This is a genomic window from Nitrospiria bacterium, assembly GCA_035517655.1.
Taxonomy (GTDB): domain Bacteria; phylum Nitrospirota; class Nitrospiria; order JACQBZ01; family JACQBZ01; genus JACQBZ01.
This window is the reverse complement of sequence record DATIYJ010000044.1, coordinates 31,122-52,085: the sequence shown is the minus strand read 5'-3', so window position 1 is coordinate 52,085 and position 20,964 is coordinate 31,122. Positions and strand designations below refer to the sequence as shown.

Annotated in this window: 18 protein-coding genes; 9 read left to right on the top strand and 9 right to left on the bottom strand. The window is 59.1% G+C overall.

Going from position 1 to position 20,964, the window contains the following annotated elements; genetic code table 11:
* Positions 1 to 220: 220 nt before the first annotated feature.
* From VLY20_08535 to pruA, 3 genes are all read left to right on the top strand, one after another.
* Entirely contained in the window at positions 221 to 2,749 is a 2,529-nt protein-coding gene (locus VLY20_08535) for a DNA internalization-related competence protein ComEC/Rec2 (GenBank protein ID HUK56686.1), read from the top strand.
* Between the two features lie 59 nt (positions 2,750 to 2,808).
* A complete protein-coding gene (locus tag VLY20_08530) occupies positions 2,809 to 4,761 on the top strand; it encodes an ATPase, T2SS/T4P/T4SS family (GenBank protein ID HUK56685.1) in 1,953 nt (650 codons plus the stop codon).
* A gap of 104 nt (positions 4,762 to 4,865) precedes the next feature.
* The gene (pruA, locus tag VLY20_08525; protein HUK56684.1) at positions 4,866 to 7,808 is read left to right on the top strand and encodes an L-glutamate gamma-semialdehyde dehydrogenase; all 2,943 of its coding nucleotides are present in this window, start codon (positions 4,866 to 4,868) and stop codon (positions 7,806 to 7,808) included.
* A 12-nt stretch (positions 7,809 to 7,820) separates the two neighbouring features.
* Here pruA and panC read toward each other — a convergent pair whose 3' ends face one another.
* The 8 genes from panC to VLY20_08485 all read right to left on the bottom strand — a co-directional run bounded on the left by panC (position 7,821) and on the right by VLY20_08485 (position 14,073).
* Positions 7,821 to 8,660, bottom strand: a complete 840-nt coding sequence (gene panC, locus VLY20_08520; GenBank protein ID HUK56683.1) for a pantoate--beta-alanine ligase — start codon at positions 8,658 to 8,660, stop codon at positions 7,821 to 7,823.
* A 36-nt stretch (positions 8,661 to 8,696) separates the two neighbouring features.
* Positions 8,697 to 9,335, bottom strand: a complete 639-nt coding sequence (locus VLY20_08515) for a deoxynucleoside kinase (protein HUK56682.1) — start codon at positions 9,333 to 9,335, stop codon at positions 8,697 to 8,699.
* A gap of 2 nt (positions 9,336 to 9,337) precedes the next feature.
* Positions 9,338 to 9,859 carry a 2-amino-4-hydroxy-6-hydroxymethyldihydropteridine diphosphokinase gene (folK, locus tag VLY20_08510; GenBank protein HUK56681.1) on the bottom strand — a complete coding sequence of 174 codons (522 nt, stop codon included), beginning with the start codon at positions 9,857 to 9,859 and terminating at the stop codon, positions 9,338 to 9,340.
* Positions 9,856 to 11,025, bottom strand: coding sequence for an LL-diaminopimelate aminotransferase (locus VLY20_08505; protein ID HUK56680.1), 1,170 nt, complete (start codon positions 11,023 to 11,025; stop codon positions 9,856 to 9,858). The genes folK and VLY20_08505 overlap by 4 nt, the downstream gene beginning before the upstream one ends.
* 27 nt (positions 11,026 to 11,052) lie before the next feature.
* On the bottom strand, positions 11,053 to 11,805 hold the full coding sequence (locus VLY20_08500) for a fumarylacetoacetate hydrolase family protein (protein HUK56679.1): 753 nt from the start codon (positions 11,803 to 11,805) through the stop codon (positions 11,053 to 11,055).
* Positions 11,806 to 11,808: 3 nt separating this feature from the next.
* Positions 11,809 to 12,615 (bottom strand): 4-hydroxy-tetrahydrodipicolinate reductase, encoded by an 807-nt coding sequence (gene dapB / locus VLY20_08495; protein ID HUK56678.1) that lies wholly within the window; start codon positions 12,613 to 12,615, stop codon positions 11,809 to 11,811.
* A 27-nt stretch (positions 12,616 to 12,642) separates the two neighbouring features.
* A complete protein-coding gene (dapA, locus tag VLY20_08490; GenBank protein ID HUK56677.1) occupies positions 12,643 to 13,530 on the bottom strand; it encodes a 4-hydroxy-tetrahydrodipicolinate synthase in 888 nt (295 codons plus the stop codon).
* A 129-nt stretch (positions 13,531 to 13,659) separates the two neighbouring features.
* The gene (locus VLY20_08485) at positions 13,660 to 14,073 is read right to left on the bottom strand and encodes a VOC family protein (GenBank protein HUK56676.1); all 414 of its coding nucleotides are present in this window, start codon (positions 14,071 to 14,073) and stop codon (positions 13,660 to 13,662) included.
* Positions 14,074 to 14,257: 184 nt separating this feature from the next.
* Here VLY20_08485 and uvrC point away from each other — a divergent pair, with 184 nt between their 5' ends.
* On the top strand, positions 14,258 to 16,072 hold the full coding sequence (uvrC, locus tag VLY20_08480) for an excinuclease ABC subunit UvrC (protein ID HUK56675.1): 1,815 nt from the start codon (positions 14,258 to 14,260) through the stop codon (positions 16,070 to 16,072).
* Between the two features lie 20 nt (positions 16,073 to 16,092).
* On the opposite strand, the gene VLY20_08475 is transcribed toward uvrC, so the two are convergent.
* Positions 16,093 to 16,938 (bottom strand): DMT family transporter, encoded by an 846-nt coding sequence (locus VLY20_08475; protein HUK56674.1) that lies wholly within the window; start codon positions 16,936 to 16,938, stop codon positions 16,093 to 16,095.
* 111 nt (positions 16,939 to 17,049) lie between these two features.
* Between VLY20_08475 and VLY20_08470 the strand changes: the two genes are divergently transcribed.
* The 5 genes from VLY20_08470 to VLY20_08450 all read left to right on the top strand — a co-directional run bounded on the left by VLY20_08470 (position 17,050) and on the right by VLY20_08450 (position 20,947).
* Positions 17,050 to 17,676 carry a tetratricopeptide repeat protein gene (locus tag VLY20_08470; GenBank protein HUK56673.1) on the top strand — a complete coding sequence of 209 codons (627 nt, stop codon included), beginning with the start codon at positions 17,050 to 17,052 and terminating at the stop codon, positions 17,674 to 17,676.
* 8 nt (positions 17,677 to 17,684) lie between these two features.
* A complete protein-coding gene (locus VLY20_08465) occupies positions 17,685 to 17,933 on the top strand; it encodes a YHS domain-containing protein (protein HUK56672.1) in 249 nt (82 codons plus the stop codon).
* A 1-nt stretch (position 17,934) separates the two neighbouring features.
* Positions 17,935 to 18,579 carry a fructose-6-phosphate aldolase gene (gene fsa, locus VLY20_08460; protein ID HUK56671.1) on the top strand — a complete coding sequence of 215 codons (645 nt, stop codon included), beginning with the start codon at positions 17,935 to 17,937 and terminating at the stop codon, positions 18,577 to 18,579.
* Positions 18,579 to 19,931: a glycerate kinase gene (locus VLY20_08455; GenBank protein ID HUK56670.1), complete on the top strand. Its 1,353-nt coding sequence runs from the start codon at positions 18,579 to 18,581 to the stop codon at positions 19,929 to 19,931. The genes fsa and VLY20_08455 overlap by 1 nt, the downstream gene beginning before the upstream one ends.
* Before the next feature lie 98 nt (positions 19,932 to 20,029).
* Entirely contained in the window at positions 20,030 to 20,947 is a 918-nt protein-coding gene (locus tag VLY20_08450; GenBank protein ID HUK56669.1) for a GGDEF domain-containing protein, read from the top strand.
* Positions 20,948 to 20,964 lie beyond the last annotated feature (17 nt).

Here is a 20,964-nt window from a genome sequence, read left to right as displayed (position 1 = left end):
CCCCCGTTTCTCTTTTCATGCCTACTCCAGCATCCTCTCCCTCGGAATGTGAACGCCGGGTCTGTTTGGGGTCTTCATCCTGAACGCGTGAACAGGCCCACGGTCTGTATTGCTTCCTCATCTAATGATAACCGTGTCGTGCGCAACACCATGCACGGTCCCGCTGTAAAGTCATTGGCATAATCCTTGCTCTTCCGTTGCCGTGAGAGGAAGCGGTCCAATGCCAAGACCCTTGGTGGGAATCGTCATCTGCTATTTGATCGGCCTTGTGCTCGGTGAGGCCTTGACCTTTTACCCGTTGACCGCGACCGGTTGTACAGCCGTTGCCTTGGGATTGGGTTATGTATTCGATGGCCGGCACGGGAAGGTCATTCCATTTGTGCTGGCTGCCGCCATGGTTTTTTTGGGGGCGGCTCGAATCCAAATCGCCGAGCGGGTCGATCCCGCCCGTGATCTGAGCCGATTCGCCGGCCGAGACCCGGTAACGCTCATCGGCGTGATCGAAGAGCCTCTTCAGCATGGGCCGGAGAGCACCCTTCTTTTTCTCAAGGCCCGTTCGGTGATCCAAAGAGGCAGCACATATCCGGCCAGCGGAATAGTACGGCTCACCGTTCGAGATTTTGTCCCGGATTTTCAGTACGGTGACCGGGTTTCGGCCGAACTCCGGCTTCGTCCGATTTCGGGACTGCGCAATCCAGGGACGTTTGACTATTCAGCCTATCTGCAACGGGAAGGGATCCGGGCTTCGGCCGGGATTCATCGGTCCGAGCAGATCACGCGGTTGGCCAGCGGCGGATTTGTGCCGTTGCGCCGGATCTATGCATGGAGGGAGCGGATCCGGAACGTTTTGGACGGATCTCTTTCTCCGGTCGCGTCGTCCATTCTACAGGCGATGCTGATCGGTGAAACCGGATCTCTTAATCCCGAGATCCGCGAGGCCTTCATGATTTCTGGCACGACCCATCTCCTCTCGATTTCAGGTTCCCATCTGGCCTTGGTGGCGATGGTTGTGTTTCGTCTGTCCGGCCGAATCCTAACGCGAATGCCCGCCCGGTGGCTATTATCGTCCAGCCGGCGCTTGACCGTCACCCGTCTCAGCGTCCTGATCACGTTTTTCCCGGTCGTTTTCTATGCGCTGCTCGCCGGCGCCCAGGTTGCAACGGTTCGTTCCCTCATCATGATCCTCATCTATCTCGCGGCCGTTTGGTTTCAACGGGCGGACGATCCGTTGAACGCATTGGCCGTGGCGGCCCTGCTTAGCGTTTTGTGGGATCCCCAGGCGATCTTCTCGATCTCTTTTCAACTTTCTTACATCGCGGTTCTGGCAATGGTGTTGGCCGCCGCGGACGAAATCCCGTTTCGTGAAGTCGGCGACGAAGCGGCGCGGGAACCGGGTAGGGAGACGTCCTGGATGGGGCGGTGGCTTAAGATGATTCAAGTCTATCTTTGGATGACGCTCGTGGCCGAGTCGGCCACATTGCCGTTGACGGCGTTCTATTTTAATCAGGTCAGCTGGGTTGGTTTCTTTTCAAATTTGATCGTGGTCCCCTTTGTCGGAATGGTGACCGTTCCGCTGGGCTTGGCCTGTTCGGTTGGGGCGATCCTTTTTGACCGAACGACGTTGCCCTTATCCGGGTTGAATGAGGCATTGGCGGACCTACTTTATTCTATGGTCCAATGGTTTGCCCGGTTCCCGGCGTCCGAGGTGCATGTTCCGTCACCTCCCGTCTTGGTTCTGGTCGTGATCTACCTCGCCGGTGTCGTCGTGCTTGTCTGTCGGGCGAATCGCGCCTGGAGGTGGACCGCGACCGGTTTATGCGTTTTGATCACGACGGTCTGGATCGTGAGGTTGCTGGAATTTCATTCGGATGGGCGGCTGCGCGTGACCTTTCTCGATGTCGGGCAGGGGGATGCGGCCTGGATTGAAATGCCGGACGGGAAGACCATGCTGATCGACGGCGGCGGCCGGTACGGGAATTATGATCTTGGACGATTGGCCGTTGCGCCTTATCTGTGGAATACCGGTCACTGGCGGATCGATCGTCTGGTCGCAAGCCATCCTCAACTGGATCACATGGGCGGGTTAGCCTACATGGCAAGAAAATTTCGAATTGGTGAGCTCTGGACCAACGGGTTGGAAAAAGATGCGGTCTTTTATGACCGTTTTCGTGAAATTGTACAGGCCAGAGCGATTCCGGAACGGCGGATTACGGGCGATGGGTCCCCGTTGCTTCAGGGTCCCGTGCGGGTCGTGCCGCTCCACCCCAAAATCGCCGATTCAAACGGGCCCGAGAACGATCAATCCCTTGTCATCCGCCTCGAGTACGGCCGGGAGGCGATCCTGTTTACCGGAGACATTGAACGGCCGGCGGAGCGAGAGCTCCTGCGTTGGGGAACGCTCCTGAAAGCCACGGTCCTCAAGGTTCCGCACCACGGCAGCCGCACCTCGATCGATCCCGACTTTTTGGCCGAACTGACGCCGGACATCGCGGTGATTTCCGTCGGTGAAAATAATCCTTATCGACATCCCTCCGTCGAGACGTTGTCCGCTTACCGCGCGCTGAAGACGAAAGTTTATCGTACCGATCGTGACGGAGCGGTCATGATTGAGATGGACGGGAATCGTAGAAAAGTTATAACGTTTCAGGACGGCGTTCTTCAGCCGGTGTCGTGGGGACGAGGAATGACAACCGCCGAAGCGTCAAATTTCGCAAAAATCTTCCATGCTTACTGGTCCGGTCCGTCTTGACAAAAACCGGGTCGTTTTCTATAGTCAAATAATCTTGGGTATTTGCATAAAGGCGGTCCATGGCCGAGAACGAACCCCAGAATCAAGGCGCGGAGTACAAAAACAAAAAGCGGCTGGGTGATTTTCTGTTCAACGCCGGCCTGATCACCCATGATCAACTCCAGCGGGCCTTGGCCGAGCAGAAGCGGTTGGGGAAGAAACTGGGGGAGACGCTCATAACGCTGCGCATCATTTCGGAGGATGCGCTGGCGCAGACACTTTCCACCCAATTAGGCTATTCCTTCATGAACCTCAGCGAGACCGCGCTGGAGCCCGACGTGGTCATGGCGATTCCGGAAACTCTGGCCAAGAAGCAGTGCGCCATCCCCGTTTCATTAGAAAATAAGACGTTGACCGTGGCGGTGGTCGATCCCCTTGACTATGAATGCCTGCGGGACATCGGTTTTGCCAGCGGGTTCCGGGTCCAGCCGGCCATCGCAACGCGGAAAGATATCCTGGAGGCGATCGAGCGGTATTATAACTTGAACACTTCGGTCGCCAGCATCGTTCAGGAAACGGCCCAGCAGTACGATGAATCCGTTTTGCAGATCATTCCGGAAATCAGCCACGCGGTGACGGATGCTCAATCTCTGGAAGAACGAAGCCGGCTCGCGCCGGTGATCCGCCTGGCCAATTTGATTATGACCAAGGCTATTCGTCAGCGGGCCAGCGATATCCACATCGAACCCGCCTCGCGCGACTTCCGTGTACGGTATCGGATCGACGGTTTGCTCAAGGAAGACCTTCGGTTGCCGAAGTGGATCCATGGAGCGCTGATCTCTCGAATGAAAATTTTAGGCCGGCTGGATATCGCCGAGCGGCGGTTACCTCAGGACGGTTCGGTGCGCGTGAAGTCGGACAACCGGGAAATCGACCTCCGGCTTTCCACCCTCCCGACCCAGTACGGGGAAAAGATGGTCATCCGCGTATTGGATCAGGGACGGCTGGTGGTTTCGCTGGATACGTTGGGGGTATCGTCCCAGAATTTGTCGCTGGTTCGCTCGTTGATGCGGCGTAAGCAAGGGATCATTCTGGTCACCGGCCCGACCGGAAGCGGGAAGACGACGACGTTGTACTCCATGATCCATGCCATGCGGGATGAAGTGACGAACATTGTGACCGTGGAGGATCCCATCGAGTATAATCTGGAGAACGTCAACCAGGTTCAGATCAACGCGGACATCGGCCTTACTTTTGCCCACTGTCTCCGGTCGATCCTCCGGCAGGATCCGAATGTGATTCTGATCGGCGAGATCCGGGATTTGGAAACGGCCGAGATCGCCTTCCGGGCGGCGATGACCGGACACCTCGTGCTTTCGACGGTTCATACTAACGATGCGCCTTCCACGATTACGCGATTGATCGACCTCGGCGTTCCGCGCTATCTGGTGGGCTCGCTGGTGATGGGCGTGATCGCGCAGCGTTTGGTGCGAAGCGTCTGCCCCCGGTGTAAAACGGTTATTTCTCCTCCCCTCGAGAGTCTGGTGAGCTTGAAGATCCCGCTGGATTCGGTGAAGAACGTATCTTTCTACTACGGCAAGGGTTGCACCTACTGCAATTACATCGGTTATCAGGGACGGACCGGACTGTATGAGGTGTTGGAAATGACCCCGCGGATACGAGAACTGGTCGTGGCCGATGCGGCCGAACAGGACATCCGGTCCACGGCCCTGGCTTCGAAGATGACATCGTTGGGCGAGGACGGTCTGAACAAAGTCAAAGAGGGCGTCACGACGATCGAGGAACTGCTGCGGGTGATTGAGGTCCGGGAGGACCTTCAAACCTTCTGCACGAAATGCGGACAGTCCATTCACATCGACTTTCAGGTTTGCCCGTACTGCGCCCACCTGGTTACTCATCACTGTCATGCCTGCGGCAAACCCCTTCAGCCGGAATGGATTATCTGTCCCTACTGCCGGAATCCCGTCGGCGATGTCCCGCCCCCCGGTTTTCCCAAGGCGAAGCCGGCCTGATCGCGTTGCGCGGCACGCTTCCCTGTTTTTCAAAGGATGAACCTTTTTCCCGACTCCTCGCGAGGCGATAGAGCCAGTCGTCTCAAATCGGCTATAATGAATCTATGGACGCATCCGAAATCGAACGCGAAACCCAGCGAATCGGGCGGGAAATTCTGACCCGCATGCAACGGGGGCGTCATACGCTTTTTGAGAAGGAATGGTGGCAGGGCCGGGTTCTCCGTTGGTGTATGGAGAACGAAGCGTTCAAAGTGGCCTTCTTCCGATTTATCGATGTGCTGCCCAACCTGAAATCCTCCGGGGATGTCGTCCGCATCTTCCGGGAGTATTTCGATCGTCCCGAGATCGGTACTCCCCCGCTTCTTTCCTGGGGAATGAAGACCTTGATTCCGGGTTCGCCCACCGTTCCGCTGGCCGCGGCGGCGATCCATTCCAATGTCGAGATCATCGCCCGATCTTTTATCGCCGGCCGCGATCTTGAAGCGGCCCGTACTGAACTGAGAAAGATGGAACGATCGGGTGCCGCCTGGTCGGTCTCGATGCTGGGGGAGGTGGCGGTCAGTGAGGAAGAGTCCGAGACGTATCTTCGTCTCTACTTGAACGCGATCGAACGGCTCTCCCGCCTTGTGACCGACGATTCGGAACCGGCCGCGTCCGTTGACCGTTTCGGCCCGATTCCACGTGCCAGCCTCGCCGCCAAGCTTTCATCCCTCTATTCTCAAATGGACCCCCTGGACTGGGAAGGGAGCCTTTCAATCCTAACGGGACGTCTTGTTCGCTTGCTGGTGCGGGCTCGCGAGTTGGGTGTGCACATTCACCTTGACATGGAACATTACGCTTTCAAAAATCTTATCCTGGAGACTTTCTTGCGTGCGATGAACCGTCCGGAGCTTACGGGATACCGGGACGCGGGGATCGTGGTCCAGGCCTATCTGCGTGATTCGGCCGAGGATCTTGAACGGATCCTGGCTTGGGCTTCGCAGCATCGCCGAGGGGTTACCGTCCGCCTCGTCCGCGGCGCGTACTGGGACTATGAGACGGTGGTCCACCGACAAAACGGCTGGCCGGCGCCGGTCTATCTTGCCAAAGGCGAAACGGATGCCAACTACGAACGTCTCGCGAACCGATTGCTCTCATCGTCCGACACCGTCCGCGCCGCGTTCGCTACGCACAACATCCGGAGCCTCGCTTATGTCGTCGCGGCGGGCCGCGGCCGTGAGATTCCGGATCGGGACTACGAGATCCAGATGCTGTTCGGGATGGGCGGTCCGCTCCAGGAGGCGCTGACGGGGATGGGTTTCCGGGTCCGGATCTATACGCCCGTAGGGGAGTTGATCACCGGAATGGCCTATTTGGTCCGCCGCCTGCTCGAGAACACGGCGAACGAATCTTTTCTTCGGAGCTATTTCGTCGAAGAAAAATCACACGCATCCATGCTGGCCGCACCGGACGCCGCGCCCGTCCGTGAGCCGGAGATCGGGGGATTTCAAAACGAGCCGCCGCTGGACTTCCGGGTCGGCCAGGTCCGTTCCGCGTTCTCCGAGGCGATCGCGTCCGTGCGTACACAGCTTGGGCGGGACTATCCGCTTTTAATCGGCGGCGAACCGGTTCGGACCGACGACTGGATGGCATCGGTCAATCCGGCGCGGCCGTCCGAAGTGGTGGGAAGATCCGCATCGGCCGGGACGAGGGAAGCCGACCGGGCGGTCGCCGCGGCCGAAGCCGCGGCAATGGAATGGGCCCAACGACCGGCCGGCGAGCGGGCCGGGGTTTTGCGGCGGGCCGCCGAGAGTCTGCGGAACCGCCGGACGGAGCTTTCGGCCTGGGAGGTGTTCGAGGTCGGCAAGACGTGGCGGGAAGCCGATCGGGACGTGACCGAGGCGATCGATTTCCTTGGCTACTATGCCGATGAGATCGAGCGTCTGGGGCTTCCACGACGGCTCGGGAATTATCCCGGAGAGCGGAATCTCTACTCCTATGTTCCGATCGGGATCGGCGTTGTCATTGCGCCCTGGAACTTCCCGCTGGCGATTCCGGCCGGCATGGTCTCGGCCGCCCTGGCGGCCGGCAACGCCGTTTTGTTCAAGCCCTCGGAGCTGTCTCCCGTCATGGGATATCACCTGGTCCGGGCGTTTTCGGAGGCCGGTCTTCCGGACGGGCTCTTGGCGTATCTGCCCGGACGGGGTGAGATCGTGGGGGACCATCTCGTTCGTCATCCCGCGGTCGGTTTCATCACCTTTACCGGTTCCCGAAAGGTGGGGCTTGAGATCATCGAGCGGGCGGCCCGGCTGTCCTCCGGCCAGCGCCATGTGAAACGGGTTGTGGCCGAGATGGGAGGAAAGAACGCGATCATTGTCGACGAAACGGCCGATCTCGATCTCGCCGTACCGGGGGTGGTGCATTCCGCGGTCGGATATCAAGGCCAGAAATGCTCGGCCTGTTCGCGCGTGATCGTTTTGGAATCGGTCTATGACGTATTTCTTCATCGGCTTGCCGGGGCCCTGAAATCACTCCGCATCGGTCCGCCGGACGATCCGGCCACCGAACTGGGTCCGGTCATCGAGGCCGCGGCGCAACGGCGGCTTCGAACGGCGGTCGAGGACGGCGCCAAGGAAGGACGGCTGATCCTTCACGTCACGGACGTTCCCCCGGAAGGTTTCTACGTCGGACCCGCCGTGATCGCGGATCTTTCGCCGGAATGCCGGATCGCGCAGGAAGAACTGTTCGGACCGATCGTGGTCGTCCTGCGCGCAAAGAACCTGGACGAGGCGATCCGGATCGCCAATGCCACGGACTACGCCCTGACCGGCGGACTGTACTCGCGCAGCCCGGCCGCGATCGAGCGCGTGGGGCGGGAGATGACCGCGGGCAATCTCTATATCAATCGGGAAATCACAGGGGCTCTGGTCGGCCGTCAACCGTTCGGAGGATATCGCCTTTCGGGGGTGGGATCCAAGGCGGGCGGGCCGGATTATCTGCTTCAATTCATGATGCCGAAGGTCGTGAGCGAAAACACGCTGCGACGCGGTTTCGCTTCGGCCGATTGAGTTATCCCATGATCAGGACCTGACCCGCAGATTATCAATCAGGCGGGTCCCGCCGATCCAGACGGCCAGCAGTAAAACGACCGGTCCTTCAATCCGGGCAACCTCTCTCAGCGTGACGGGATCCGCAATCGCCGCGTAGTCGATCCGGGCCAGCGGTTGTTCTTGGATCGACGCGACCATCGCGTCCCGGACCGCGGCCGCTTCGCGCTCGCCCTGCTGAATCCGTTCCCTGCCCTTTTTTAACGCTTTAAACAGGGCCCGGGAAGCGTTGCGTTCCACGGCCGAGAGATATCGGTTGCGGGAGCTCATCGCAAGGCCGTCCGGCTCGCGCACGGTCGGACAAACGACGATCTTCACCGGAAGATTCAAATCCCGCGCCATCTGTTTGATCACGACGGTCTGCTGATAGTCTTTCTGTCCGAAGAAAGCGACATCCGGATGGACGATCTGGAAAAGCTTGTCGACCACCGTCGCGACCCCGGAGAAGTGGCCCGGTCGGAAGGTGCCCTCCAAGACCTCGCCGATCCGTCCCACGAGGATCTGGGTTTTGTGGCCTTCGGGATAAATGGCCCCGGCCGTCGGCATAAAAAGGACGTCAACCTTCTCGCTTCGGCAGAGGGCGGAATCCCCTCGGGGGTCTCTGGGGTACCGGGTGTAATCTTCGTTCGGCCCGAACTGGGCGGGGTTGACGAAAATGCTCACAACGACCGCATCGCAGCGTTTTCGCGCCGTCCGCATCAGGGACAGATGTCCTTCGTGCAGCGCCCCCATGGTCGGAACGAAACCGATCGTCGCCCCGCGCCGCCGTTGTCCTTCGGCCCACTTCCGCATTTGGCGGATGCTCTTAACCATCTTCATCATGAGTCCGAACGGGTGCGAGGTTTGGATTTACTTTTTCGGCACGTAGTACTGAATGCCTTTTTTCATCTGTTTGATCTGGTGAAGAAGATCGTCGAGATCGGCGCGTCGGTTCACAAAATCGATCTCGGAGGTCTGGACGACGAGAAGCGGGGAGTCGGTATAGTTGAAAAAAAACTCATTGTAGGCCTGGTTCAGGGCCTCGAGGTAGTCGAGGGTCAGTGGTTTTTCATAGTCCAGGCCGCGGTGACGGACGCGGTCCATCAAGACCTCAGGGCCGGCCTGGAGGTAGACAACCAGGTCCGGGGTCGGGATCGAAGGATTCAGAAGAAAATAGAGCTGGTCGTAGAGGGCCCGTTCGCTGGCCTCCAGATTGATCGAGGCGAAGATTCGGTCTTTCGGGAAAAAATAATCGGTGATCGTCGCCCGATCGAACAGATCCATCTGGGACAATTCCTGGAGTTGGCGGTAACGCGAGAGGAGAAAGAAGATTTGGGTCTGGAACGCGAGGCGCTTGGGGTCTTTGTAAAATTCATTCAGAAACGGATTGTCTTCCGCGCGCTCCAGGACGAGCCGTCCGCCCAGTTCGCGGGCCAGGAGTTTGGCCAGACTGGTTTTCCCGACCCCGATCGGTCCTTCGATGACGAGATATTTGGGACCCTTGGCCATGGTTATCCGGCCTTCTGTTCAAGCGAAAACGGCGCCCATCGGCGGACCTCTTGACTGTCCTTGATCCCTTGCAGAAGCTCCACCGCGGTCTTATGAAGAGACGGATGCTCCAGCTCCGGCGCGATCTCGGCCAGCGGCACCAAGACGAAGCGCCGTTGATGCGCTCGGGGGTGCGGGATCGTCAGACCGGATTCCTGAAAGGTCCTGTTGCCGTAAAAAAGAATGTCCAGATCGATGGTCCGCGGTCCGAAGCGAACGGTCCGCTTTCGGCCGAGGAACTGCTCCACCTCCTGGCAGGCCTGAAGCAGGTCTCGCGGAGAGAGGGTCGTTCGGATGGCCATGACGCAATTAATGAACCAGTCCTGGTTTGTCCGCTCCAGTGGAGCGGTCTCATACAAGGATGAAACCGCGGTGAGCGAGGTTTTAGGAAAACGGGAAATGAGACGGACCGCCTCTTGACAGTAGGCTTGACGGTCGCCCATGTTGGAGCCGATGCCGATATAGGCGATCACGGGTTCCGTCATGACAACAACCGCTCCATGCGGCCGACCGCTTCCATGAGTCGTTCGTTGGGAACGGTCAACGCCATCCGTATATATCCCTGGCCGGATTTACCGAAACCCGATCCGGGGGTGGTGACGATTCCGGCCCGGTCCAGAAGGTGCATCGTGAATTTCATCGCGGTGAAGCCCTTCGGAACGCCGACCCAGACGTAAAACGTGGCCTTGGGCGGATCGACCGACAGGCCGAGGCCCAACAGGCCCGAGACCAGCGTGTCCCGTCGTTCCTGATAGATCTTCCGGATTTCCTCCGTGGCCGACTCCCTCAGGTTCAGGGCCTCGATCCCGGCCTCCTGGACGGCCTGGAAGACTCCGGAGTCGAGGTTGCTCTTGACCCGGCCCAGCGCGGCCAGGATTTGGGGATTCCCTACCGCGAAGCCGATCCGCCATCCGGTCATATTGAAGGTTTTCGATAAGGAATGAAACTCGATTCCCACTTCCTTGGCCCCCTCCAGCTCCAGGAAACTCATCGGCCGCTCGCCGTCGAAGTAAACCTCGGAATACGCGTTGTCGTGGCAGACGATCAGCTTGTGCCGACGGGCAAACCGGATCGCTTCTTTGAAAAATTCCTTCCCGGCCGTCGCCGAAGTCGGATTGTTCGGATAATTGATGAACAGCAGCCGCGCCTTTTTCAGGACCGCTTTGGGAATGCGCTCGAATTCCGGCAGGAAATGATTTCCTTTTTTGAGCGGCATGAAGTGCGATTGCCCTCCGGCGAAGAGGGTCCCGGCGTGGTAGACCGGGTAGCCGGGATCGGGGATGAGGGCCACGTCCCCGGGATTGATGAAAGCCAACGGAACATGGCCGATGCCCTCCTTCGATCCGATCAGGGTGAGGACTTCGGTTTTCGGATCGAGTCGGACGCCGAACCGCCTCATATACCAGTCGGCGGCCGCCTGGCGAAAGGTCAGCAAACCCTCGTAAGACGGATACTGGTGGTTCTTGGGATCCTCGGCGGCCCGTTGAAGTCGCCGAATGATCGTCGCCGGGGTGGGGAGGTCCGGGTCGCCGATTCCGAGGTTGATCAGGTCCACTCCCTTGGCCAGCGCCCTCTGTTTGAGTTGATCGACCGCCGCAAAGAGATAGGGCGGGAGGTTTTTGATTCGATCCGCAAGCTTGGGTTTCGGCATAGAGGAAGAAACGCTCCTTTCCGATCGTTATTGAACCGGGTTTATGAGCCGGCCGATACCGTCGATGACGACCTCGATCGTATCGCCGGATCTCATGGGACCGACGCCGGCCGGCGTGCCCGTGGCGATGACGTCGCCGGGCAGCAGGGTCATCACCTCCGAGATGAAACTCACGAGGGCCGGCACCTTGAAAATGAGCTGGGCCGTGCTGGCCGATTGGCGTCGCTCGCCGTTGAGATAGCTTTCGATTTTCAGGTTGTCCGGGCTGATATCGGTCACGATCCAGGGTCCGAGGGGCGCGAAGGTGTCAAATCCTTTTGCGCGGGTCCATTGACCGTCTTCTTTTTGAAGATCCCGGGCCGTCACATCGTTGATGCAGGTGTAGCCCAAAATGAATTCCGGAGCTTCTTCCGGAGCGATGTGGGCGGCGCGTTTACGGATCACCACGGCCAGTTCGGCTTCATAATCCACGCGGCGCGATCTCGAGGGTAGAAGAATCGGTTCCTGCGGGTCTCGAACGGACGTCGACGGTTTTAAAAACAGCAACGGTTCTTTGGGAAGCTCTTTTTTGAACTCGGCGGCGTGGTCCAGATAGTTGACGCCGACCGCCACGATCTTGGAAGGCTCGCAGGGGGCGAGAAGACGGACCGATCCCAGCGAAACGACCTCGTCGGTCGGCGTGTGCCCCGAAAAGGGATCTCCGTCGATCGTTCGGATGTTTTCACCCTCGACGAGGCCGTACGCGATCCGGTTATCCTGTCGGAAGCGGACGAATTTCACGAATTATTTGAGTCCCAAAACATCTTGCATGTCGTATAAACCCGGCGCTTGGCCGGCAATCCACCGGGCGGCCAGAAGGGCGCCGCGCGCGAAATTATCGCGGTTGTGAGCGCGATGGATGATCTCGATCCGTTCGCCCGGGCCGGCGAAGATCACGGTGTGCTCTCCCACTACATCGCCGGCGCGCAACGACTGGATGCCGATCTCTTTTTTCTTCCGTTCCCCGATCACCCCTTTTCTTGCAAAAACACCCACCTCGTCCAGATCCCGGTTCAACGCCCGGGCGACGACCTGGGCCATTTTTAGGGCCGTGCCGCTGGGGGCGTCCTTTTTGAAACGATGATGCACCTCGACGATCTCGACGTCGTAATCGTCGCCGGTCACGCGGGCCGTGTCGGCCAGGATCTTGAAGACCAAATTAACGCCCACGCTCATGTTCGGCGACAGGACGCAGGGGATCTGCTGTGCAAAGTTGCGGATCCGATCGGTCTCGTTTTTTGAAAAACCGGTTGTGCCGATCACGATCGGCTTCTTGGCTTCGGCTACTTCCGGCAGGATTCCGAGGGTGCCGGACGGTTCGGTAAAATCAATGACGACATCGCCCTTCGGCAGGGCCTGGCCGATCGCAGGCACGATGGGAATTCCCAGGAACCCGCAGCCTGCTACATCGCCCGCGTCGCGGCCGACCGCAGGAAGTTCCTTCTTTTCGACGGCTGCGGACAACATCAGACCGGTGGCCTTGTCCTGCATTAGGCTGATAATCCTGCGGCCCATTTTGCCGGAGGCGCCCACTACAATGGCTTTAATCATGGTTTCTGGTCTTTCGGGTTCGTCGCTCTAACGGGTCAGTCCGTAATCTTTCATCGTCTTCTTCAGCACGGCCTGATTGGCCTCGGACATAGGGCAAAGCGGAAGACGGACCTCGTCCGAACATCGACCCATCCACCCAAGGGCCGTCTTGACCGGGATCGGGTTCGTCTCGATGAACATGGCCTCGACTAAGGAAGCCATTCCGAAATGCAGCCGTCGCGCCTTGTCCCAATCGCCCTTGAGAGCCGCCTTGGCCATTTCGGCGCAGTCTCTGGGAATAAGGTTGGCCGCGACCGAGATCACGCCGCGTCCGCCGAGAGCCATGATGGGCAGCGTCAGGGCGTCGTCCCCGGAAAGAACGGCCAGTCGATCGCCGCACAGCCGGATCACCTCGCTAATTTGCTGCAACGACCCCGAAGATTCTTTGATCGCGACGATGTTCCTCTCGCCGGTTTTCGGGTCCACCAGCCGGGCCACGGTGTCCGGAAGCATGTTGACACCCGTCCGTCCCGGAATATTGTACGGCATCAACGGCAGGTTCACCGCCTTGGCCACGGTCTTGAAATGTCGGTAGAGACCTTCCTGGGGCGGTTTGTTGTAATAGGGACAGATCAACAGGGCCGCGTCCGCGCCGACTTTCTTGGCGTGGCGCGTCAGTGCGATGGCCTCTTCGGTGCTGTTCGAGCCGGTTCCGGCGATAACCGGGACACGTCCGTGGACGATCTTTACCGTCAGCTCGATAATGCGATTGTGTTCTTCATGACTGATCGTCGCCGATTCCCCCGTTGTACCGCACGGCACGATTCCGGATGTGCCCCCGGCGATCTGGACCTCGATAAGATCGGCCAGGGCCTTCTCATCCAGTTTCCCTTTTTTGAACGGGGTGACAATCGCGACCATCGAACCCGAGAACATCGTCGTCTACTCCTCTGTGATCTAAAATTTCCCCGGGGCGTCAAATAGGGAGAGCAGGACAGAGCGCCGGTTTACCCTAAGAGGTCAACCATCATACTGGAGTCCATCAATAAAATCAATCCGACCTTGTTAAGGCGCCCCGATCCGCACCGGCTTATTTTTCTTTTTGATTTTCTCGATCAATTCGATCTCGTATCGGTCCGGGGCGTCAATAAAACAGAAGCGGCTTCCGGATGAGGTGACGGTCGGACCGTCCGTAATCGGGATTCCTTTGTCTTTGAGATAAGCGATGGTCTGATCGAGATCGTCCACCTCAAAGGCCAAGTGGATGAGATCCTCCTGTACTTGGACCTTCCCGCTGGCCGGAAACGAGCAGATCTCGATCAGCTCGTCGCTATTCGGCGATTTAAGAAACGCCAGCTCGGACCCTCGCGGGGACAGGTGTCGTTCCACCACCTCGAGTTTCAGAATGTCCCGATAAAAATGGAGGGTCTCCTCCATGTTGTTGACCCGCATCCGGGTGTGCAGCAGTTTTTTAATCATACAACTCTCCGTGGCTTCTATTGTAGGGGCTCGCGTCGCCCCCTCCACCGGCCTAGCCGGATGGAGCCTCCCCCTCTCGCTCGCCTTGCTCGCTGGGCATCTATTCTATAACAGATGCGCTGGGTTCTGGCAAGGGGGTCGACGGAATTGATTTGAGGCGCGGCGGAGGACTATAATTTGATTTATGGATCTGCAACAAAAACTGGACCATCTGCCGTCTCAGCCCGGCGTTTATCTGATGAAAGGCCGCGGGGGGGCGATTCTCTATATCGGAAAGGCGAAGGCGCTTTCGGACCGCGTCCGATCCTATTTTCAAGAGGGCGCCCAGCTCTCGCCCCGCATTCAGCACCTGGTTTCCCAGGTTCGGGACCTGGAATGCCTAGTCACGGCCTCCGAACTCGAGGCGCTCATTCTTGAGAATAACCTGATCAAGAAGCATCGTCCGCGATACAACGTCGTTCTTCGGGACGACAAGAACTACCCCTATCTGCGACTGCCGCTTCAGGACGATTACCCGAGGCTTGAAATCGTCCGTCGGGTCAAACCGGACGGAGCGCTCTATTACGGGCCCTACGTTCCGACGCATGCGCTTCGCGACACGCTGCGGCTTCTCCGAAGGCTCTTCCCGCTTCCCAATTGCAACATTGTGATCGACGGCACGGCCGAACGGGCCTGCATCGAGTTTGAGATCAAGCGTTGCCTCGCTCCCTGCACCGGTCATCAGAGCCGCGAGGACTACCGGGAGATGATGGGACAGGTCAGGCTGTTTCTGGAAGGAAAAGATAACGAACTGCTGAAGATGTTGAGGGGTCGGATGGAGGTCGAGGCGGCCCGCCTGAATTTTGAGGAGGCGGCCCGGTTACGCGATCAGGTGGCCCACATCGAACGGACGCTGGAACGGCAACGGATCACAACGACCGATTTCGCCGATCTGGACGTCATCGCCACGGCCCGCGGCGGAGACGCGCTTGATTTTCAAGTGCTGTTCATCCGCGGTGGAATGATGGTCGGGCGGAAAGATTTCTTCATGAGCGGCGTGAGCGATGCGTCGGAAGAAGACCTCTACAGCGCGTTTATCCAGCAGTTTTACGATAAGGAAGGGTTGGTTCCGCCGGTCGTCGTTTCGGCGGTCTCCCCGGCCGGGGCCGGCTTGCTGGAACGATGGTTGTCGGACAAACGCGGGGCGACGGTCCATTTGACCGTGCCGCAACGGGGAAAGGCGGGGCAGTTGGTCGCGCTGGCACAGGAAAACGCCCGCGTCTCGCTCGAAGACCATTTTCGGGTCCGTCGGGCCGGCGCGGCGGCGTCCCAGGAGCTCCAGCGGATCTTGGGGCTCCAACGGCTTCCCCGGAGGATTGAGGCCTTCGATATCTCCAACATCATGGGCGATCAGGCGGTCGGATCGCGCGTGGTCTGGGAGGATAACCGGCCCAAGAAGTCGGCCTACCGAAAATTCAAAATCCGGACGATCCAGGGCGCGAACGATTTCGGGATGATGAAGGAAGTCCTGATCCGTTGGTATTCCTGGGCGCTGACGCGGGAAGAGCCGTTGCCGGATCTCATGGTGATCGACGGAGGCAAGGGCCAGCTCTCGGCGGCCTTGGAGGCGATGCGGATCGTCGGAATCACCGACCGGGATGTGATCGGGCTGGCCAAGGAAAAGGGAGACAAGTTTGAACGGGTTTATCTCCCGGAAGCTTCCGAACCGATCGTTCTGGAGCCGGCCTCGCCCGCGACGCATCTCCTCCAGCGCATCCGCGACGAGGCGCACCGTTTCGCGATCACCTACCACCGAAAACTCCGCGGACGGGAACTAATCCTATCGGTGTTGGATGAGGTGGAAGGAATCGGCGAGGCCCGAAAGAAGGCCCTGCTCAAAAAATTCGGCAGCCTGGATGCCATTCGGCGGGCGTCCGTTGAAGATCTCCTGACCGTTTCGGGCATGACGCGCAAACGGGCCGAGGCGGTGCTTCAGCGGTTGAACGCCAACGATTCGTAAGAGGTCGGCGTGCCGGGCTTCTACGATTCGTCCGAACCCCGAAGGGTCAGATAGATTCCGCTAAAGACCACGAGCAGCGCGCCAATCAGAAAGCCGGGCCGGGCCGGCTCGGAAAGGAGCCAGATCCCCAAGACGCTGCCCACGACCGCGCCGAACATCGAAAGGACGCTTCCTTCGGCCGTGGTGGTGTACCGGAAAGCCTCCGTCATCCCGATTTGTCCCAGAATCGAGAAGACGACGACGCCGGCGAGCGGTCCCAAGCTTTCGGCCGGGGGAAGGGTCCAGTGGCCGATCACGAGCGGAAGACTCAGGACCATCCCGGCGATGTTGAAGTAGTGAAAGATCGTCCAGGCCGAGTCGGTCTTCCGCGACTCTTTCAGCGAGACAATCGCGCCGCCGACCGTCATTCCGGATGCGAGGCCCAGCAGATCGCCCCAGACCAAGCGATGGAACGACGGGTCCACGATCAGATAGACTCCGGCGAATGAGGCGAACAGGGGGATCACGATCCGAAGCGCCGGAGCGCCCCCCTGCAACCATTGGGCATAGAGACTGGCGAAGATGGGATAGGAGTAGAGCAGAACCATGGCGTTGCTTAAGCGCGTTGCGGCGATGGCGTAGAAATAGAGGAGGTTGCCGATGCCGCCCAAGATACCGCGGGCCAGAACCAGGCGCCGATTGACCAGACGGATCTCGATCCAGCCGGCCGTGGTCGCGGTTTGAATGATCAGATAACTGGTCAGAAACCGCAAAAAGGCGATCTCGGCCGCGCCGGTATATTCGGAAGCGCGCTTGACGAAGTAGGCCTGGACGCCGATGCAGGTTGCGGCCAGAAGCATCAGGATCATTCCGGAACGGCGGGTCATCGTCGGCCTAGCCTACAGGGGCGAACCGTCTCTGTCAATGTCTGGGCCCATCCGGCTTGACAGTGCCGGGGGCATCGGATAAGATGGCCGTGATCTAAAACGGAGTAAATCGTGGGTCGTCTTCAAACATTTTTGGGCGTGCTGGTCCTGCCGGTGGTGATCGGCGGACTGGCGGGGTGCGGTTCGAAATTTTCTTCAACCGACCCCGCCGTCGTACCGCTCTCCGCGGCGCCGTCTCAACAACGAGTCTCTTCTCTACCGACACAAGCGGCGGGGACGCCCTCTCCATCGAGACGCGACCCGTTGATGGAGCAAGGGGCGCATTTCATGTCGGTGGTGATGGAGTACAAACGGCGTCTGGAAAAAAATCCCAAGGACAAAGAGGCGCTTCTCTTCCTGGGCAACGCCAATTACGATATCAATCGGTTTGATCAGGCCAAGGACTATTATAAGCGGTATCTGGACATCGACCCGACGAATGCAGGGGTTCGGACGGACCTGGCCACGAGCTATTACAATGTCAAGGATGTGGACTCGGCCTTGCGTGAACTGAAGTCCGTGCTCTCACAAGTTCCCGATCATGAGGCGGCGCTCTATAACGTCGGCCTGATTCTTTGGAAGGATAAACAGGACAAGCCCGGCGCGATCAATGCCTGGGAAACGTTGTTGAAGACCCATCCGAATTATCCGAAGGCCGCTGAGGTCCGAAAGCAGATGGATGAGATCAAGAAGTCGTAGGGTGCGCCGTGCGGCCTCTGGTCATTCTGATTCTCTTGTTCGGGCTCTACGTGGTGGCGAAACTATTGATCGGCGTCTCCTATTTGTCGGTCCGGCGCCGAAAACGGAAGGAAGCATCGGGGGGAGAAATGGTGAAGGATCCGGTCTGCGACACGTACGTTCCGAAGAGCCGGGCCCTTGAAAAGAACGTGAGCGGGCAAACGCACTATTTCTGCAGTCAGGAATGCATGGATGTTTTTTTGCAAAAAGGAGGGTGACATGAAATTTTTTCTGGATACCGCCAACGTCAAGGAGATTCAGGAAGCCGCCGACATGGGAGTCCTGGACGGTGTGACGACGAATCCGTCGCTGGTGTCCAAGGAGGGCCGTCCCTTCCGCGCGATTTTGGAAGAGATCTGCCGGATCGTCAACGGGCCGATCAGCGCCGAGGTGGTCAGCGTCGATATGGACGGAATGCTCAAGGAAGGGCGCGAGCTGGCCAAGATCCACAAAAATATCGTGGTCAAGCTTCCGACGATCCTGGAGGGACTCAAGGCCTGCAAGCGGTTGACGGGCGAAGGCATCCGCGTCAACATGACCCTGGTTTTTTCACCCTCGCAGGCGCTGCTGACGGCCAAGGCCGGTGCGACCTTCATGAGTCCGTTCATCGGAAGGCTTGACGACGTCAGCCAATCCGGAATGGAGATCATCCGGCAGATCAAGACGATTTATGACAATTACGGTTACAAGACCGAGATCCTGGCCGCGAGCATCCGCCATCCGATACACGTGGTCGAGGCCGCGTTGGCCGGCGCCCATGTGGCCACGATGCCCTTTTCCGTGATCCAGCAATTGGTCAAACATCCGCTGACCGACGTGGGTTTGAAGAAATTCCTTTCCGATTGGGAACGCGTCCCCCACTGATGCAGGGCGATGTCCGGCTCCTTCTTCAAGCCGCACTCCGCGCCGCCGATCCAGCCGCGGCGGTTGACCGTTCGCTGAGGCTTGAGCGGTCCCGCCTCGTTGTAACCGATCAGAGAGATAACCGGCCCGAAGAATTTGTTTATGCGGTCGACCGGATCCGCCGATTGATCGTGATCGGGGCCGGAAAAGCCGCCCCAGCTATGGCCGCGGCCGTCGAGTCGGTTATCGGTTCGCGGATTACATGCGGTTTTGTGGTTACGAAGGGCCGGCGATTCAAAACACTGAAACGGGTTCGAATTTGCGGGGCCGGTCATCCGATCCCCGACCGTGCCGGCCGCGCCGCGGCCGCACGGATGGTTGATCTTGTGACCGGTCTGGACCCGGACGATCTGGTGCTGTTCCTTCTTTCCGGGGGCGCCTCGGCCCTGCTGCCGTTTCCGGTCGAGGGCGTAACGCTTCAGGACAAACGCAGGATTACCGATGAACTGCTGCGCGCCGGGGCGACGATTGAGGAATTAAACACCGTCCGGAAACATCTTTCACGACTCAAAGGGGGACAACTGGCCGCGCGGTGCCGTCCGGCGCGCGTGGTGTCGCTCATTTTATCGGATGTGATCGGGAGCCCGCTGGAGGCGATCGGTTCCGGACCGACGGCGCCGGACTCCACTCGATTCGACGACGCGATCACGGTCTTAAGGAAATACCGTCTATGGCCGGGCGCGCCGCGCGCGGTCAAACGATATCTTGAGGCCGGTCGCCGGGGTTCGCGCCCGGAAACACCGAAGCCCGGTGATCCGCTATTTCAAAGGGTCAGAAACGTTGTGATCGGGGATAATCGTACGGCGGTTGGGGCGGCTTCAGCGCAGGCCCGCGCGTTGGGGATGAATGTGGCCGTCTTGACAACCCAGCTGCAAGGGGAAGCCCGTGAAGCCGCCAAACTGTTTGGAGCGCTCGCGCGCCAAGTGAGCGAAACCGGAATGCCGGTGACCCGCCCGGCCTGTCTGCTCGCGGGCGGAGAGTTGACGGTGACCGTGACGGGTCGCGGGAAGGGCGGCCGATGCCAGGAGATGGCGCTGGCGGCCGTCAAGGAGATTGCGGGAGTATACGCCACGACGCTGGCGGCCTTCGGCACGGATGGAACGGACGGTCCCACCGATGCGGCCGGGGCGGTGGTGGACGACACGACGCTGCGGCTGGCCGCGCGCCGGGGACTCGATCCGGATCGCTTTCTGGCTCGGAACGATTCGTATCATTTCTTTAAAAAGGCGGGCGGCTTGATCCGAACCGGACCCACGGGAACGAATGTGAATGACCTTTACCTGCTGCTGTTGCACGAGAAGGGCGGTTCATGAACCGGTTCTCCTTTGGCTTGACGGGGCCGCCCGAGAACGGCTATTCTGACAGCCGATAACGATGAAGGGGGGGCTTTCCGCGGGATCGCCGAAAATTTATGGATAGACAGGATCAAACTCGGATCGTCAACCAAAAAAGTCTTCAACATCCCCGCGTCCGGTCCGGCCGTGACACGCCCGCGCTGATCGTCATGGCGGGAAGCGATCTCGGAAAGGTTTTTCACTTCGACGAGAAGGGGCGGACCCTCGGACGGGACGTGGAGGCTCAAATCCCGCTGATGGATTCCTTGGTTTCCCGCCGGCACGCCCAAGTCTATCGGCAGAGGGCGGAGGAAGGCGACGCAGTGTATTACATCATCGTCGATCTGCATTCCACCAACGGGACGTTCATCAACGGCGAGCGGATTTCAAGAGCCTTTCTGCAGGACGGGGACAAGATTCAAATCGGCAACACGGTGCTCAAATTCACTTTTCACGATGAAACCGATCATCGTTACCAACAGGAGATTCAACGGCGAATCCAACTGGACGATCTGACCGGCCTGCTTTCGCTCCATTCTTTTTATGAGCGACTGGAACGGCGGCTGGCGCAGGCGCAGCGCAGCCAATCGAGAGTCGCCATTCTGATGATGGATCTGGACGGCCTCAAGGGAGTCAACGAAAGACACGGCCATCTGGCGGGCAGTTTCCTGATCAAAAGCGTCGGGGCGATTTTGCACCAGCATCTGGGTCGACTCGGCGACGTCGGACGCTACGGCGGAGACGAGTTTATCGCCTGCATTTCGGAGCTTGAATCAGACAAGGTCCTTGCTCATCTGGAACAGTTACGGGCCGTCGTCGCGGACCACCGGTTTTCGTTTAAAAGCAAAACCGTTCGGATCACCCTTTCGGCCGGCCTGGCGACGTTTCCCTGGGACGGTCATGCCGTGGACGCGCTGGTGACCTCCGCGGACGCGGCGCTCTTCACGGCCAAGCGACAGGGGAAGAACCGCATCGCGGTGTCGGGCCGGGACTGATCGGTCGGTTTCTTCGG

What these genes read in the sequence shown, in the direction of transcription:
- VLY20_08535 (HUK56686.1), top strand. Translation starts at nt 221, where the DNA reads ATGCCAAGACCCTTGGTGGGAATCGTCATCTGCTATTTGATCGGCCTT.
- VLY20_08530 (HUK56685.1), top strand. Translation starts at nt 2,809, where the DNA reads ATGGCCGAGAACGAACCCCAGAATCAAGGCGCGGAGTACAAAAACAAA.
- pruA (HUK56684.1), top strand. Translation starts at nt 4,866, where the DNA reads ATGGACGCATCCGAAATCGAACGCGAAACCCAGCGAATCGGGCGGGAA.
- panC (HUK56683.1), bottom strand. Translation starts at nt 8,660, where the DNA reads ATGGTTAAGAGCATCCGCCAAATGCGGAAGTGGGCCGAAGGACAACGG.
- VLY20_08515 (HUK56682.1), bottom strand. Translation starts at nt 9,335, where the DNA reads ATGGCCAAGGGTCCCAAATATCTCGTCATCGAAGGACCGATCGGGGTC.
- folK (HUK56681.1), bottom strand. Translation starts at nt 9,859, where the DNA reads ATGACGGAACCCGTGATCGCCTATATCGGCATCGGCTCCAACATGGGC.
- VLY20_08505 (HUK56680.1), bottom strand. Translation starts at nt 11,025, where the DNA reads ATGCCGAAACCCAAGCTTGCGGATCGAATCAAAAACCTCCCGCCCTAT.
- dapB (HUK56678.1), bottom strand. Translation starts at nt 12,615, where the DNA reads ATGATTAAAGCCATTGTAGTGGGCGCCTCCGGCAAAATGGGCCGCAGG.
- dapA (HUK56677.1), bottom strand. Translation starts at nt 13,530, where the DNA reads ATGTTCTCGGGTTCGATGGTCGCGATTGTCACCCCGTTCAAAAAAGGG.
- VLY20_08485 (HUK56676.1), bottom strand. Translation starts at nt 14,073, where the DNA reads ATGATTAAAAAACTGCTGCACACCCGGATGCGGGTCAACAACATGGAG.
- uvrC (HUK56675.1), top strand. Translation starts at nt 14,258, where the DNA reads ATGGATCTGCAACAAAAACTGGACCATCTGCCGTCTCAGCCCGGCGTT.
- VLY20_08475 (HUK56674.1), bottom strand. Translation starts at nt 16,938, where the DNA reads ATGACCCGCCGTTCCGGAATGATCCTGATGCTTCTGGCCGCAACCTGC.
- fsa (HUK56671.1), top strand. Translation starts at nt 17,935, where the DNA reads ATGAAATTTTTTCTGGATACCGCCAACGTCAAGGAGATTCAGGAAGCC.
- VLY20_08455 (HUK56670.1), top strand. Translation starts at nt 18,579, where the DNA reads ATGCAGGGCGATGTCCGGCTCCTTCTTCAAGCCGCACTCCGCGCCGCC.
- VLY20_08450 (HUK56669.1), top strand. Translation starts at nt 20,030, where the DNA reads ATGGATAGACAGGATCAAACTCGGATCGTCAACCAAAAAAGTCTTCAA.